Origin of the sequence: Martelella mediterranea (assembly GCF_021021415.1) — a bacterium.
GTDB classification, from domain to species: Bacteria; Pseudomonadota; Alphaproteobacteria; order Rhizobiales; family Rhizobiaceae; genus Martelella; species Martelella mediterranea_C.
In genome coordinates this window covers 138,800-152,245 of sequence record NZ_JAINWJ010000007.1, presented here as the reverse complement: position 1 = coordinate 152,245, position 13,446 = coordinate 138,800, and the positions used below count along the sequence as shown (strand labels likewise).

The following is a 13,446-nucleotide window of genomic DNA, read 5'->3' as shown; positions in this document are numbered from 1 at the left end:
ACTGTCAGCCCTTGCGCGCCGCACCAAGTCCAGCGGCAATGCCGGACGAAAGCATCATCGCGTCCGAGCCGATGATAAAGAAGCTGATGCCGGACTTCTCCCACGCCGCGACATCGGACCCGTCGGGACGGAACAGGCCGACCGTCTTGCCCGCCGCCCGCGCGACATCGCTGATGCGACGGATTGCGCTTTCGAGCTTTCCGGCGCTTTCGGGGCCCATGGCATTGATCGTAACCGACAGATCGCCGGGGCCTATGAAGATCACGTCGATGCCCTCGACTGCCGCGATTTCCTCGATATTCGCCAGCCCTTCAGCGGTCTCGATCTGGATCGCGAGCACGATGGTCTTGTTGGCGGATTTCAGGGTTTCGGCAATGCGGTAGCCATAGCCCGCCGCCCGTCCCGGCCCGACCCCGCGCCGACCTGCCGGTGGAAACCGGCTCGCGGCAACGGCGGCGCGCGCTTCGTCGGCGTTGGAAACGCGGGGCACCAGAACGCCGGCCGCGCCGGCGTCGAGCGCGCTGGCGATCGCCTCCGGCGCATGGCCCGGCACCCGCACCATCGCCGGTACGCGGTGAAGGTCGGCGGCGCGGATCATCTCCTCCACCCGCTCGCGGCCGATCTGGGCATGCTCGCAATCGATGCAGATGAAATCCGGCGCGGCCGCAGCCGTGATCTCGACGGCCACCGGATGCGGGATTGCCGAAAAGGTTCCGATCACGCGGTCGAACGCGGTGCAGGTCTGGCGAAAGCCGCTCATGAGTCCTCCGGAATTCTTTCTGTTGAGGCCTTATGCCTCGTCGACGGCCACCCGGTCCAGCCAGTGCGGATCGATTTCCGGCAGCGGAATGGCATCGAGCAGGGTGCGGGTATAGGCCGATTGCGGGTTGTCGAACACTTGCGCGCACGGGCCGTGCTCGACGATCTTGCCGAACTGCATGACATAGACCCGGTCGCAGACCGCGCGGATCACCGACAGATCATGGCTGATGAAGGCCATGGCAAGCCCCATTTCGCGGCTGAGATCCTTCAGGAGGTTCAGCACCTGCGCCTGGGTGGAAACGTCGAGGCCGGAGACGATTTCGTCGGCCAGCACGAAATCGGGCTTGAGGAGGGCCGCCCGGGCAATACCGATGCGCTGGCGCTGGCCGCCGGAAAGCTCGTGCGGGCTGCGCGCCAGCACCTCTTCCGGCAGCGACACGCGGTCCAGCATGGCGGCCGCCTGATCCCGCGCCGCCTTCCGGTTTTCGGCAAGACCGTGGAGGATCAGCGGTTCTCCGAGAATCCGGCCGATCGAATGTCGCGGATTGAGCGAGGCCATCGGGTCCTGGAAGATCATCTGCATGCGCCGACGAAGCGGGCGCATGGCATTGTCATCCAGCCGGGTGATGTCCTTGCCGTCGAAACGGATTTCGCCTTCGGCGACATCGACAAGGCGCAGCAGCGCGCGACCAAGCGTGGTCTTGCCCGACCCGCTCTCGCCGACAATGCCGACGGTCTCTCCGGCGCCAACCTCGATATCGACCCCATGGAGCACGGTGTTGCCGGGCTTTTTGCCGAACAGCGACGCGCTGCCGCCATAGGTGACCTTTATGCCGGTGGCGGCAAGCAGTGGTTCAGTCATCGTGACGCCTCCCCGATCTCGGCGCGCAACGCGGCGAACACGGCGTCGGGCACCGGCTCCAGTCCGGCATCCGGCCGGTCGTAGCGCGGGCCTGCGGCCATCAGCGCACGGGTATAGGCGTGGCCGGGATGGGCGAGCACCTGCGCCGTCTGCCCCTGTTCGATCACCCGGCCGGCATAGAGCAGCGTGACGCTGTCGCAGATCTGGGCGACGACGCCGAGATCGTGGGTGACGAACAGCACGGCGGTGCCGTGCGCTTTCTGCATTTGCCGGATCAGGCGGAGGATCTGTTTTTGCACGGTCACGTCAAGCGCGGTGGTCGGCTCGTCGGCGACCACCAGTTTCGGCCGCATTGCGAAGGCCGCGGCGATCAGCACGCGCTGGCGCATGCCGCCGGAAAGCTCGTGCGGATAGGCGCGCATCACCCGTTCCGGATCGCGGATATAGACTTCCTCCAGCATGGCAAGCGCGACCTTGCGCGCTTCCCTGCCGCTCATGCCGCGTTTCAACCTGAGCCCGTCGGTGAGCTGCGCCTCGATCCGCCGTCCGGGATTGAGCGCGGTCTGCGGGTCCTGCGGGATCAGGGTGATCTCGTTGCCCATGATTTCCCGCAGCGTGCGGCCGGGCAGCGTCAAAAGGTCACGGCCCTCGAAGCGGATATGGCCGCCGGTGACCTTCACCGTCGCCGGCAGCATGGCGAGCAGCGCCTTGGCGATGGTCGATTTGCCGGCCCCGCTCTCGCCCACCAGCCCGCGCACCTCGCCGGCCTCAAGGGTGAGCGAGACGTCGGAGAGCACGGGGCGGTTGTTGTCGCGCAGCGATACGGCGCTGAGCGCCTTTATGGTCAAGAGGGTCATCGGCGCATCACCGGATCCAGCGCCCGGCGCAGGCCGTTGCCGAGCTGGTTGAAAGAAAGCACGGTGATCAGCAGCATCGCGAGCGGCGCGATCAGCACCCAGGGCGTATGATGGATGGTCTGGCGGCCGGCCGCGATCATCCCGCCCCATGTCGGCGTGTCGGAGGAGACCGAAAGGCCGACAAAGGAGAGGATCGCCTCGACCACAACGGCAATGCCCATTTCGAGGCTCAGAAGCGCCACGAACACCGGCATGATATTGGGAACGATCTCCTTGACGAGGATCTGCATGCGCGCAAACCCGACGGTGCGCGCTGCGGTCACATAGTCCATGCTGGCCTGCGCGATGGTTTCGGCGCGCACCACCCGACAGAAGCGGGTCCAGTCGATGATCACGATCGCGGCGATCACCGAATGCAGCCCGGCGCCAAGCACCGCGACTAGCAGAACGGAGAGCAGCACCGGCGGAAACGCCATCCAGATATCGACGAGGCGCGAGATCACCCGGTCGGTCCAGCCGCCATACCAGCCGGCCAACAGGCCGAGCAGCGAACCGAGGATCGCCGCAAGCCCGGCGGCGATGACGGCGACCGTCAGCGCGATCCGTGTGCCGTAGATCAGCCGCGAGAGCACATCGCGGCCAAGATCATCGGTGCCGAGATAGTAGCCTGGCTCCGCGCCGGGCGATGTCACTGGCGGGATGCGGGACAGCATCAGGTCCTGCTCCAGCGGGTTGTGCGGGGCGATCAGCGGCGCGAAGAGCGCGATCAGGAACAGCAGAAAGATGATGCCGCCGCCCCACAAGACCCTCTGTTCGCCGAGAAGCGCCGACAGCATCGGGTGCCGTTTTTTGGGCGGGGCGCCGGCAAGCGTGGTGTCAGCCATGTTTGAGCCTCGGATTGAAGAAATTACCGGCAAGGTCGATGGCGATGTTGATCAGCACAAAGATCAGGCCGAACATCAGCACGATCCCCTGGATCAGCGGCAGGTCGCGGTTGATGACCGCGTCGATCGCCATGTTGCCGATGCCGGGATAGGAAAATATTCTCTCCACGATCACGGTGCCGCCGATCATGAAGGTGAACTGGACGCCGGTCAGCGTCAGCGTCGGGCCGATCGCGTTTCTGAGCGTCTCCTGCACGACCAGCCGCGTTTCGGACATGCCCTTCAGCCGCGCCAGCAGAACGTAATCCTGCAGCATCGCCTCGTTCAGCGCTTCTTTCAGCGTGCGGATGATCACGGCGGCAAGCGGCAGGCCGAGCGCCAGCACTGGCATCACCATGTGGGAGAGCACATTGGTGAACAGCGAAAAGCGCAGGGTGACGAGGCTTTCGAGCAGATAGAAATTGGTGGCGAAATCGCCCGAGAGCGAAGGATCGACGCGACCCGATGTCGGAAACACCGGAAAGGCGACGCCGAGCACCAGCACCAGAAGCAGCGCCCAGACGAAATCCGGTACGGCGAGAAACAGCCCGTTCAGCACGTCGATGAACGATTCCAGCGCGGTGCGGCGGGCAAGGGTCGCCAATATGGCAATCAGCCCGCCGCCGATCACGCCGAAGACCAGAGCCGCAAAGGCCAGTTCCAGCGTTGCCGGCAGGCGCTCCATCAGTAGCGACAGCACCGGGCGCTTGAGCGAGATCGAGGTGCCGAAATCGCCCGTCAGCATTTCCCGTATCCACACGCCGAACTGCACCGGAATGCTGGAATCGAGCCCGTATTTGACCCGGAGCGCCAGGATATCGTCAGCCGAGGCGCCCGGCGAGATCATCATCGCGATCGGATCGCCCGGAACGATCCTGAGCAGACAGAAGACGATGACCGCGACGCCGAAAAGCGTCACGGCCGCCATCACGGCCCGGTTGAAAATTCCGGTGACAGACATCAAAACTCCGCCGCATTTCTTCAAGTTTAAAGGAGGAGAGCGGTGCTCTCTTCCAATGGATTTCCGCAAGCGTCTCCACCCTCTCGGGTCACCCTCGGGCTTGACCCGAGGGTCCAGGCAGCGTTTTTCGTGTCGCCTGGATGCTCGGATCAAGTCCGAGCATGAACCGCGAGAGGGGTGTGCTTTTCCGTAACCTCAGGGGAGGGGCTCGCCCGTCCTCCTGTTCCACGTCCTTACTTCGGCGCGATAAGCGTCGGCTGCAGCGCGCCCGAAAGGTTCGGCTCCACCGTCAGCGTGTCCTTGAAAACGATCGGCTGGACATATTGCAGCAGCGGAATGACATAGCCCTGTTCGGCAATGTACTTGCTGACCGCCTTCCAGCCCTCGATCCGCTTTTCCTCGTCCATCTCGCCCCAGAGCGGGCCGATCATCTCGTCGAGGTCGTCGGTGTTCCAGACCGAGTGCGGCGAGGGGCCGAACATGGCGAAGCCGGTGGAGGTGGTCGGATCGCCGATCGCATTGCCCCAGTTATAGAAGGCGGCGGGCGCCAACTGGTCGGCGGCGCGCAACTCGTAATGCTTCGCGATCTCGTAGACTTCGATGTCGGCCTCGATGCCGACCTTGCGCCACATGCCGACGATCGCCTGGATCATCTCGTAATCCTTGGGCTTCAGCCCGCGCGTAGTCTGGATCGTGAACTTCACCGGATTGTCGGTGGAATAGCCGGACTCCGCCAGCAGCTTGACGGCGAGATCGGGGTCGTAGGGTATCTTGATATCGGGATCGAAGGCCGAATATTCCGGCGCTTCCAGCGTGTCGAGCGGCACGCCGTAGCCCGACAGCAGCCGGTCGATAATCGCCTGCTTGTTGATCGCGTAATTTGCGGCAAGGCGCACATTCTTGTCGTTCATCACGTCGATATTGTTGAGGAAGATCATGCCGATATCGGAGACTGGCTCGGCCACGCCCGAAAGGCCCGGCTTGGCGATCAGGCGGTCATATTCCTCATAGGGAATTTCCAGCGTGACGTCCGAGGAGCCGGATTCGATCTCGGCGACGCGGCTTGTCGTGTCGGGCACGAACTTGAAGATGACGGTGTCGAAGGCGGGCTTCTCGCCGTAATAGCCGGGATAGGCCTTGAGCTTGAGGAAGGCGTTACCCTCATAGTCCTCGACCATATAGGGGCCGGAGCCGATCGGGGCTTCCTCGAAGCCCGCCGCCCCGACCTTTTCATAGTAGGCCTTGGGCATCACATAGCCGGTGAGGAACGCCATCCACATGAACAGCGTCGGCTCGAAGCGCAGCACGTCGGCGGTGACCTTGTTGCCGTCTACCGAGAAATTGCCGATGGTCGACCAGACGAACTGGATCGGGTTGCCGGTCTCGGGATTGGCGGCGCGTTCCAGCGACCAGACCACGTCTTCCGGCGTCAGCGGCGAGCCGTCGTGCCAGGTCACGCCCTCGCGCACGTCCATCCACACCTTGGTCTTGTCCTCGTTCCAGCCCCAGTCGGTCAGGATACCGGGCTCGAAGGAAAGATCCGTCTTCTGGCCGATGAACTGGCTGAAGATCGAGCGGTAGATCGCCTGGATCGTCGGGTTGACGGCGGATGCGCCGACCGTCGGGTCGAAGGACGGCAGGTTGACGTTGAATGCGATGGTAAGCGTATCGGTCTCGGCCGCGTTGACCGGCAAGCGGCCCGCGAGAATGCCTGAGACGAGTGCGGCTGCGCCAAGGCCAAGTGTCTGGCGACGGGTGAATGTCGTCATGGTGATGCTCCAGTTGTTCCCCACCCCCGTCGGATGATTTCCGCGGGGTCATGCTTGTTGTGTGTTCCAAGTCTAAGAGCAAATCGGGCCGCGCGGCAAGGCAAATATTTGAGGTTTAAAGTTTTGAGGGCAGATTTTTGCAACTGTGATGCTTAAATATGCAATTGCATGCCTTTTGACGCGGGGTTTTCCGTGTTGCGGCTGAATTTCGCGGAAAATCGCTAATTCAGTTGACATTTCAAGAAACCCAAAAATATGCTAATGCATGTTAATTCAGATTTCCGGTCAACGGAAAAGGGGAATTCGAGATGGCAGAACGGTCGTTCGCACGCGAGGTCGAGGACCTGAAACTGGGCGAGGGCGATACCTTCCGAGGCGAGGGAATTCTGGCCATCACCAAGGCGCTGCTGCAGTCCGGCGTTTCCTATGTCGGGGGCTATCAGGGCTCGCCGATCTCGCATCTGATGGATGTGCTGGCCGACGCCAAGGACGTGATGGCCGATCTCGGCGTCCACTTCGAATCCTCGGCCTCGGAGGCGGCTGCTGCCGCCATGCTGTCGGCGTCGGTGATGTATCCGGTGCGCGGCGCGGTGACGTGGAAATCGACGGCGGGCACGAATGTCGCCTCCGATGCGCTCTCGAACCTTTCCTCCGGCGGCGTCACCGGCGGCGCGCTGGTGATCATCGGCGAGGATTTCGGCGAGGGCTCCTCGATCATGCAGGAGCGCAGCCACGCCTTCGCGATGAAATCGCAGATGTGGCTGCTGACGCCGCGCCCCAACCTGCCCTCGATCGTCGATGCGGTCGAAAAGGGTTTCGAGCTTTCCGAAGCCTCCAACACGCCGGTCATGCTGCAGGTCGGCATCCGCTCCTGCCATGTCCACGGCCAGTTCGCCGCCAAGGACAATAAGCGCCCGCCTTTCACCCTGCGCGAGGCGCTGGAGAACCCGAAGCGCGATGTCAGCCGCATCGTGCTCCCGCCGGCAAGCTTTGCCCATGAAAAGGAAAAGCTGGAGAAGCGCTGGCCGGCCGCGATCGAGTTCGTGAAGGAAAACAGGCTCAACGAGTATTTCGGCCCGGAAGAGGGCGATGTCGGAATCATCATGCAGGGCGGGCTTTACAACAATGCCATGCGCGCCCTGCAGCAGCTTGGCCTTGCCGATGTCTATGGCAATTCCCGGGTGCCGATCTACTGCATGAATGTCGCCTATCCGATGATCGACGAGGAGGTCGTCGACTTCTGCGCCGGCAAGAAGGCGGTGGTCATGCTGGAAGAGGGTGCGCCGGAATATATCGAGCAGGCGCTGCACACGCTGATGCGCCGCCGCGATCTCCAGACCAAGGTTTCGGGCAAGGATATCCTGCCGCTCGGTGGCGAATACACCACGCCCGTGCTGGTCAACGGGCTCTCGGCCTTCTTCGAGGCGTATGCCCCGCAGATCCTCGGCAACCGCCCGCCGGTGCCCGATGCCGGCCCCGTGCTTGCCGATCCCAAGGTCAAGGCGCTGGCCGAGGTGGTGCCGCCGCGCCCGGCCGGTTTCTGCACCGGCTGTCCCGAACGGCCGATCTTCGCGGCGATGAAACTCGTCGAGAAGGAACTCGGCGAGCATCACGTCTCGGCCGATATCGGCTGTCACCTGTTTTCGATCCTGCCGCCCTTCAATATCGGCGGCACCACCATGGGCTATGGTCTCGGCCCGGCCTCGGCCTCCGCCTTCAACGTCGAATCCGACAAGCGCTCGATCTCGGTGATGGGCGATGGCGGGTTCTGGCACAACGGCCTTGCCACCTCCGTCGGCAATGCCGTGTTCAACAAGCAGGACGGCGTCATCCTGGTGGTCGACAACTATTATTCGGCGGCCACCGGCGGGCAGGACATTCTCTCCTCGCGCGCCAGCAATGCGCGCCGCAAGACCAACAATTCGATCGTCGACGCGGTGAAGGGCGTCGGCGCCAAATGGGTGCGCCAGATCGACCGCACCTATGATGTCGCAAAGATGCGCGACACGCTGCGCGAAGCGCTGACGACCAAGGAGGAAGGTCCGAAGATCATCGTCGCCTCTTCCGAATGCATGCTGAACAAGCAGCGTCGCGTGAAGCCGCAATTCGCCAAGGCGGTGAAGGACGGCAAGCGCATGGTCAAGGAACGCTTCGGCGTTGACGAGGATGTCTGTACCGGCGATCACGCCTGCATCCGCCTGTCGGGATGTCCCTCGCTCTCGGTCAAGCACACCGACGATCCGCTGAAGGATGATCCGGTGGCGGCGATCGACAATTCCTGCGTCGGCTGCGGCAATTGCGGCGAGGTCTCGGAGGCGGCCGTCCTCTGTCCCTCCTTCTACCGCGCCGATGTGATCCACAATCCGACCGGCTGGGACCGCTTCGTCCATCGCATCCGCGCCGCCGTGATCGGCTGGCTGCAGAGCCGCCGTCAGGCCCGCCGCATCGTTTTTGCCGAGTAGACCCATGATGATGACCGACACCGCGGTGCTTTCCGCCGACAAGCCGCTTTCGATCGCGATCCTCGCCATGGGCGGACAGGGCGGCGGCGTTCTCGCCGACTGGATCGTGCATCTGGCCGAAAGCCAGGGCTGGGTGGCCCAGACCACCTCCGTGCCGGGCGTTGCCCAGCGCACGGGTGCCACGATCTACTATCTCGAGCTGATCAAGCCGCGCGAGGGCGCGATGCCGATCCTGTCGCTGATGCCGACGCCCGGCGATGTGGATGTCGTGATCGCGGCGGAGCTGATGGAGGCCGGCCGCTCGGTGATGCGCGGCCTGGTGACGCCGGAAAAGACGCTGCTGATCGCCTCCACCCATCGCTCGTTTGCCGTGGGCGAGAAGGAAAAGCCGGGCGATGGCATCGGCAATCCCGAAACCGTGGTCGATGCCACCGATTTCGCCGCCCGCAAGACCATCGCCTTCGACATGGATACGCTGGCGGTGAAGAACGGCAGCGTGATCTCCTCATCCATGTTCGGCGCATTCGCCGCCTCCAGGGCGCTGCCTTTCGCCAAGGAAGCCTATGAGGAAACCATCAAGGCCGGCGGGCGCGGCGTCGCCGCCAGCCTCAGGGCCTTCGATGCCGCCTATGCCCGCGCCCTTCAGGGCGAAAATGACAAGGTCTCGGCAACGCCGGCCAAACGGCTGGACGCCCTTCCGGAAACCGCCGGCCATCCCGCGCTCGACAGTCTCGTGAACCGCATCCGCGCCGAATTTCCGGATATCGCCCATGCCATGCTCTTCGCCGGGGTGAAGAAGCTCACCGATTTCCAGGACCCGGCCTATGCCGACGAATATCTGACCCGCATGGCCGCGCTCCTTGCCGCCGACCGCGCCAATGGCGGGGAGGCGAAGGGTTTTGCCTTTACCGTGGCGGCAGCCAAATATGTTGCCGTGGCCATGGCCTATGACGATGTCGTGCGGGTCGCCGATCTGAAGGTGCGCGGCACCCGCTTCAAGCGCGTCCATAACGAGGTTGGCGTCGGGGAGGATCAAATCCTCTACATGACCGAATACATGCATCCGCGCATGGAGGAGGTCTGCGGCACGCTGCCGAAGAGGCTGGGGCTCTGGATCGAGGCGCGGCCGAAACTGTTCGCCTTTCTCGACCGGCGCGTCAACAAGGGCCGGCGGGTGAAAACCGGCACGCTGTTCTGGTTCTCCTCGCTCTATTTCCTGTCGTCCATGCGCCGCATCCGGCGCGGCAGCCTGCGCCATTTCCGCGAGGCGGAGCACCGTGAGGCCTGGCTCAAGCAGGCGCTTGCCGTGCTGCCCACAAACTACGATCTCGCCGTGGAAGTGATCGCCACCCGCCGTCTGGTCAAGGGCTATTCGGATACCCATGCCCGCGGCCTGTCGAAGTTTGACCGCGTGCTCTCCGCCGTGCCGATGCTGCAACCGCGTGAGGACGGCGCCGACTGGCTCCGCCGCCTCCGCCAGGCAGCCCTCATCGACGAAAGCGGCATTGCGCTCGACGGCGCGCTGAAGACGGTGGCGACGCTGTAAGTCGCTACTGGAATTGACGCTTGCTCCAACTATTCTCTCCCGCTTGCGGGAGAGATACCCCCGAAAGGGGGGAGTGAGGGTGATGCAGCATTTCAAAACGTGAGGGCGTTCGTGGGGATGGACTCGCCCCTCACTGTCGCTTTCGCGACATCTCTCCCCTCCGGGGCGAGAAGATTGGGGGGCTATGCGGTGACGTCCTGAGCTTGGCTGCTGCCAGCCGCTCTAAATCTCGTTCACCCGTACATTGCGCAGCATTTTCTGCAGCGTGGTCACGAAGGCGCGCTGTTCGTCCTCGTCGATGCCGTCGAACATCTGCTGCACGAAGCTGTGCATGGTCGGCCATGCGGCGTCGAAGGCGAGGCGGCCTTCCTCGGTGATCGAAACGTCGCGCACCCGCATATCCTTGTCGCGCGACTGGCGGCGGATATAGCCCTGCTCCTCCAGCGAATCGAGCGTGCGGCTCATGGTCGACTGCTCGACCACGGCGAGAACCGACAGCTCGTTGATCGTGGCCGAGGTAATGACCGAGAGCACGGCAAGGGTGCGCACCTTGGCGGTGGACATGCCGAGATGCTTCAGCTCCTCGGCGAGATTGGCGTTGTAGCGCGCCATCACCCGATTCATCAGATAGGGCGAAAACGCGTTGAGCCCGATTTCGCCGAGGCTACGGACGGCTTCGCCCGTCTCACCGTCACCGTTCGAGCCTGAGAAACGCTCACCCATGAACCCACTCCATTACGTCAACGAGGATGCCAGCAGAAAGCCCGAGCCGCCGCCAAGGCCCGGACCCGGATGGGTCGAGGCGCCGATATGGTAAAGGCCGGGCACGTGGGTCCTGTGGTTAATGGCCGTCTTGAACGGGCGCCAGAGGAAAAACTGGTCGAGCCCGCAAAAACCGCCATAGGGATCGCCGCCGACGAGGTTCATGTTCATGATCTCGAGATCGGCGGGCGATGAGACGCTGCGGGCAATCACATTGTCCTTAAAACCCTCGATATGGGCGGACAGCATGGCCTCGACGCGATCGGCGAAGGCCTCGCGCAGCGTCTCCGTCCAGCGTCCGTCTTGCGGGCAATCGAGAAGGCCCGCCGCATCGCCCTTGATATGGCGCGGCGTGTCGGGAAGCTGAAGCCACAGAATCGCAGCGCCGTCGGGTGCGCGGCTCGGATCCAGCGCCGTCGGCTGGCCGACACAGACGGTGGGTTCGGCCGGCAGCAGCCCGCGCTCGGCCTCGTTTGATGAGCGCGACACCGCGTCGAGACCGTCGGTGAGATGGATCAGCGCGACCTTGCCGAGTTCGTCGCCCGCCTTCCATGTCGGCGGCGTTTTCAGCGCGTAGTGGATCTGCATGTCGCCCTTGCCGTAGCGATAGGATTTTAGTCCTTTCTGGACATCGGCCGGCATGGGTTTTCCGGTCTCGCCGAGCAGGCGCCTGTAAAGCTGGTCGGGCGTGACGGAGGCGATGACGCCGCGCCTGGCCTCGATTTCCGTTCCGTCGGCAAGCCGCACGCCGGCGGCCTTGCCGTCCTTCCCAAGGATGATGCCGGCGACATCGCATCCGGTGCGGATATCGCCGCCATGGTCGCGAATCAGCCGCTCGAAGGCGCGCGTCAGGTTGACAGCGCCGCCCTTGACGATCGGGCAGCCGGCAAGCTCGATCGCAAAGCCGATCACCTTCAGCATCTCGGCCGAATAGCTCGCCTCCGGCGACAGGCCGCAATGCAGCACCCAAGGGGCCCAGAGCGCCTTCGCCTCGTCCGAAATATAGGTTGTTTCCAGATAGCCGCGCGCGGGCGTCAGCGCATCGCCGAACCATGCGGCAAGGCCGCGCGAACCGCGCTTCCAGGTCTCCTTCAGCAGTTTCTTCGCTGTCGCGCCCGACCAGAGATTGCCGCCAAGCAGCGAGAACACGAAATCGGCATCGCCCGCCATCGCCGCCATTTCGGCGTCTAAGGTCTGGCCGTCGCCGGCGGCCTTGGCGTTGAACGCGTCGATATTGCGTTTGCGGTCCATGGCGTAGATCAGGTGGCTGCCGTCGGGGCGCAACACCCCGGTCGGCGTGTCGGTGTGGCAGAACTCCGCGCCGCGTGCGGCAAGATCGTCGCCGAGTGCCGCGAAGGCCGGCGAGGTGAGGAACAGCACCATGGTGGTCGCCATCACATCGTGCAGGTAACCGGGCGCAGTCACCTCCGCGGTTAGCAGGCAGCCGCCGATGGTCTCGTTGCGCTCCAGCACCAGCACACGCTTGCCGGCCTTGCCGAGGAGCGAGGCGGCGACCAGCGCGTTGATGCCGCTGCCGATGATGATGTGATCGAAATCCGCCAATGCGATCTCCGTTCCAAAAAGCCGATAAGTGCCCCAACGCGGCAAAACATTGTCGCGTCGGGCTTATATCAGAGCGTCAGCGCTCCTCAGGCGATCAGCGCCAGCGCGCGCACCGGCGAGCCGGTGCCCTTCACGAACTTCAGCGGCGCCGCGATCAGGATCGCGCCCTTGGCCGGAAGCTGGTCGAGGTTCGAGAGGCTCGCAAGGCCGTATTTATTGTGCTTGTGCATCAGATTGTGCGCCGGGAAGGGCGGCTCCATGCCGCCGGCGGAACCGGCGTCGGTGCCAACGGTTTCCTGACCCCAGCCAATAATGCCCTTGGAAAGCAGATATTCGATCGCCTCCGCCGTCGGGCCGGGGGAATGCGGGCCGTTCTCATCGGCGTTGAGGAAGGTTTCCGTCGAGCCGTTGCGCTTGTACCAGTCGGTGCGCATCACCACCCAGCTTCCGGCCTCGATCTCGCCGTGCTCGGCTTCCCATTCCTTGATGCTGTCGACGGTCAGCAGGTAATCGTGATCGGCCTCGGCTTCCTTCGAGCGATCGATGACGTTGACGGGGGCCACGAAGTTCTGCGGCTTGATCGTGTCCGTGGTGTTGTCGGGATTGTCCTTGCCGGTGATCCAGTGACACGGCGCGTCGAAATGGGTGCCGGTATGCTCGCCGAGCTCGATCCAGTTCCATGCCCAGAACGGCCCGTTTTCGTCATACTCGGAAATCTTGTGCACCTTCACATTCGGCGTGTTCTGGCCGAATTCGGGCGGGAGGTACAGGACGGGCGTTTCCGGGCCGAGCGGCGCGGTGATGTCGACAACCTTGACCGACCCCGACAACAGGGCGGAGGCGAGGCTTCCAAGCACGGATGAGTCATTCATGATAATCTTCCCCTTTGTCGTCCGGAACCGGTGCCGGCGCGTCGCGCGGTCTTGATCGACCGGTCTTGTTGCGGACGTTGCCGGAGAGCCTATGAAAGAAAATATGA

11 protein-coding genes are annotated in these 13,446 nt (G+C 63.6%); 2 read left to right on the top strand and 9 right to left on the bottom strand.

What is annotated here, in order from left to right; translation table 11 throughout:
* Positions 1-4: 4 nt before the first annotated feature.
* From K7H91_RS05185 to K7H91_RS05160, 6 genes are all read right to left on the bottom strand, one after another.
* The gene (locus K7H91_RS05185) at positions 5-760 is read right to left on the bottom strand and encodes an HpcH/HpaI aldolase family protein (protein ID WP_230719146.1); all 756 of its coding nucleotides are present in this window, start codon (positions 758-760) and stop codon (positions 5-7) included.
* Positions 761-790: 30 nt separating this feature from the next.
* Positions 791-1,624, bottom strand: coding sequence for an ATP-binding cassette domain-containing protein (locus tag K7H91_RS05180; RefSeq protein ID WP_230719145.1), 834 nt, complete (start codon positions 1,622-1,624; stop codon positions 791-793).
* Positions 1,621-2,481 carry an ABC transporter ATP-binding protein gene (locus tag K7H91_RS05175; RefSeq protein ID WP_230719144.1) on the bottom strand — a complete coding sequence of 287 codons (861 nt, stop codon included), beginning with the start codon at positions 2,479-2,481 and terminating at the stop codon, positions 1,621-1,623. Before K7H91_RS05175 ends, K7H91_RS05180 begins: the two co-directional genes overlap by 4 nt.
* Positions 2,478-3,317, bottom strand: coding sequence for an ABC transporter permease (locus K7H91_RS05170; protein ID WP_230719231.1), 840 nt, complete (start codon positions 3,315-3,317; stop codon positions 2,478-2,480). The genes K7H91_RS05175 and K7H91_RS05170 overlap by 4 nt, the downstream gene beginning before the upstream one ends.
* Positions 3,318-3,357: 40 nt before the next feature.
* Positions 3,358-4,365, bottom strand: coding sequence for an ABC transporter permease (locus K7H91_RS05165; protein WP_230719143.1), 1,008 nt, complete (start codon positions 4,363-4,365; stop codon positions 3,358-3,360).
* A gap of 233 nt (positions 4,366-4,598) precedes the next feature.
* A complete protein-coding gene (locus tag K7H91_RS05160; protein WP_230719142.1) occupies positions 4,599-6,134 on the bottom strand; it encodes an ABC transporter substrate-binding protein in 1,536 nt (511 codons plus the stop codon).
* 308 nt (positions 6,135-6,442) lie between these two features.
* Between K7H91_RS05160 and K7H91_RS05155 the strand changes: the two genes are divergently transcribed.
* Together K7H91_RS05155 and K7H91_RS05150 are read left to right on the top strand one after the other, a co-directional pair.
* Positions 6,443-8,596 carry an indolepyruvate ferredoxin oxidoreductase subunit alpha gene (locus K7H91_RS05155; RefSeq protein ID WP_230719141.1) on the top strand — a complete coding sequence of 718 codons (2,154 nt, stop codon included), beginning with the start codon at positions 6,443-6,445 and terminating at the stop codon, positions 8,594-8,596.
* 4 nt (positions 8,597-8,600) lie between these two features.
* A complete protein-coding gene (locus K7H91_RS05150; RefSeq protein ID WP_230719140.1) occupies positions 8,601-10,142 on the top strand; it encodes an indolepyruvate oxidoreductase subunit beta family protein in 1,542 nt (513 codons plus the stop codon).
* A gap of 222 nt (positions 10,143-10,364) precedes the next feature.
* Here K7H91_RS05150 and K7H91_RS05145 read toward each other — a convergent pair whose 3' ends face one another.
* From K7H91_RS05145 to K7H91_RS05135, 3 genes are all read right to left on the bottom strand, one after another.
* Positions 10,365-10,865, bottom strand: coding sequence for a MarR family winged helix-turn-helix transcriptional regulator (locus tag K7H91_RS05145; RefSeq protein WP_230719139.1), 501 nt, complete (start codon positions 10,863-10,865; stop codon positions 10,365-10,367).
* Positions 10,866-10,877: 12 nt separating this feature from the next.
* Positions 10,878-12,467, bottom strand: a complete 1,590-nt coding sequence (locus tag K7H91_RS05140; protein WP_230719138.1) for a phytoene desaturase family protein — start codon at positions 12,465-12,467, stop codon at positions 10,878-10,880.
* A gap of 86 nt (positions 12,468-12,553) precedes the next feature.
* On the bottom strand, positions 12,554-13,339 hold the full coding sequence (locus K7H91_RS05135) for a cyclase family protein (protein WP_230719137.1): 786 nt from the start codon (positions 13,337-13,339) through the stop codon (positions 12,554-12,556).
* Positions 13,340-13,446 lie beyond the last annotated feature (107 nt).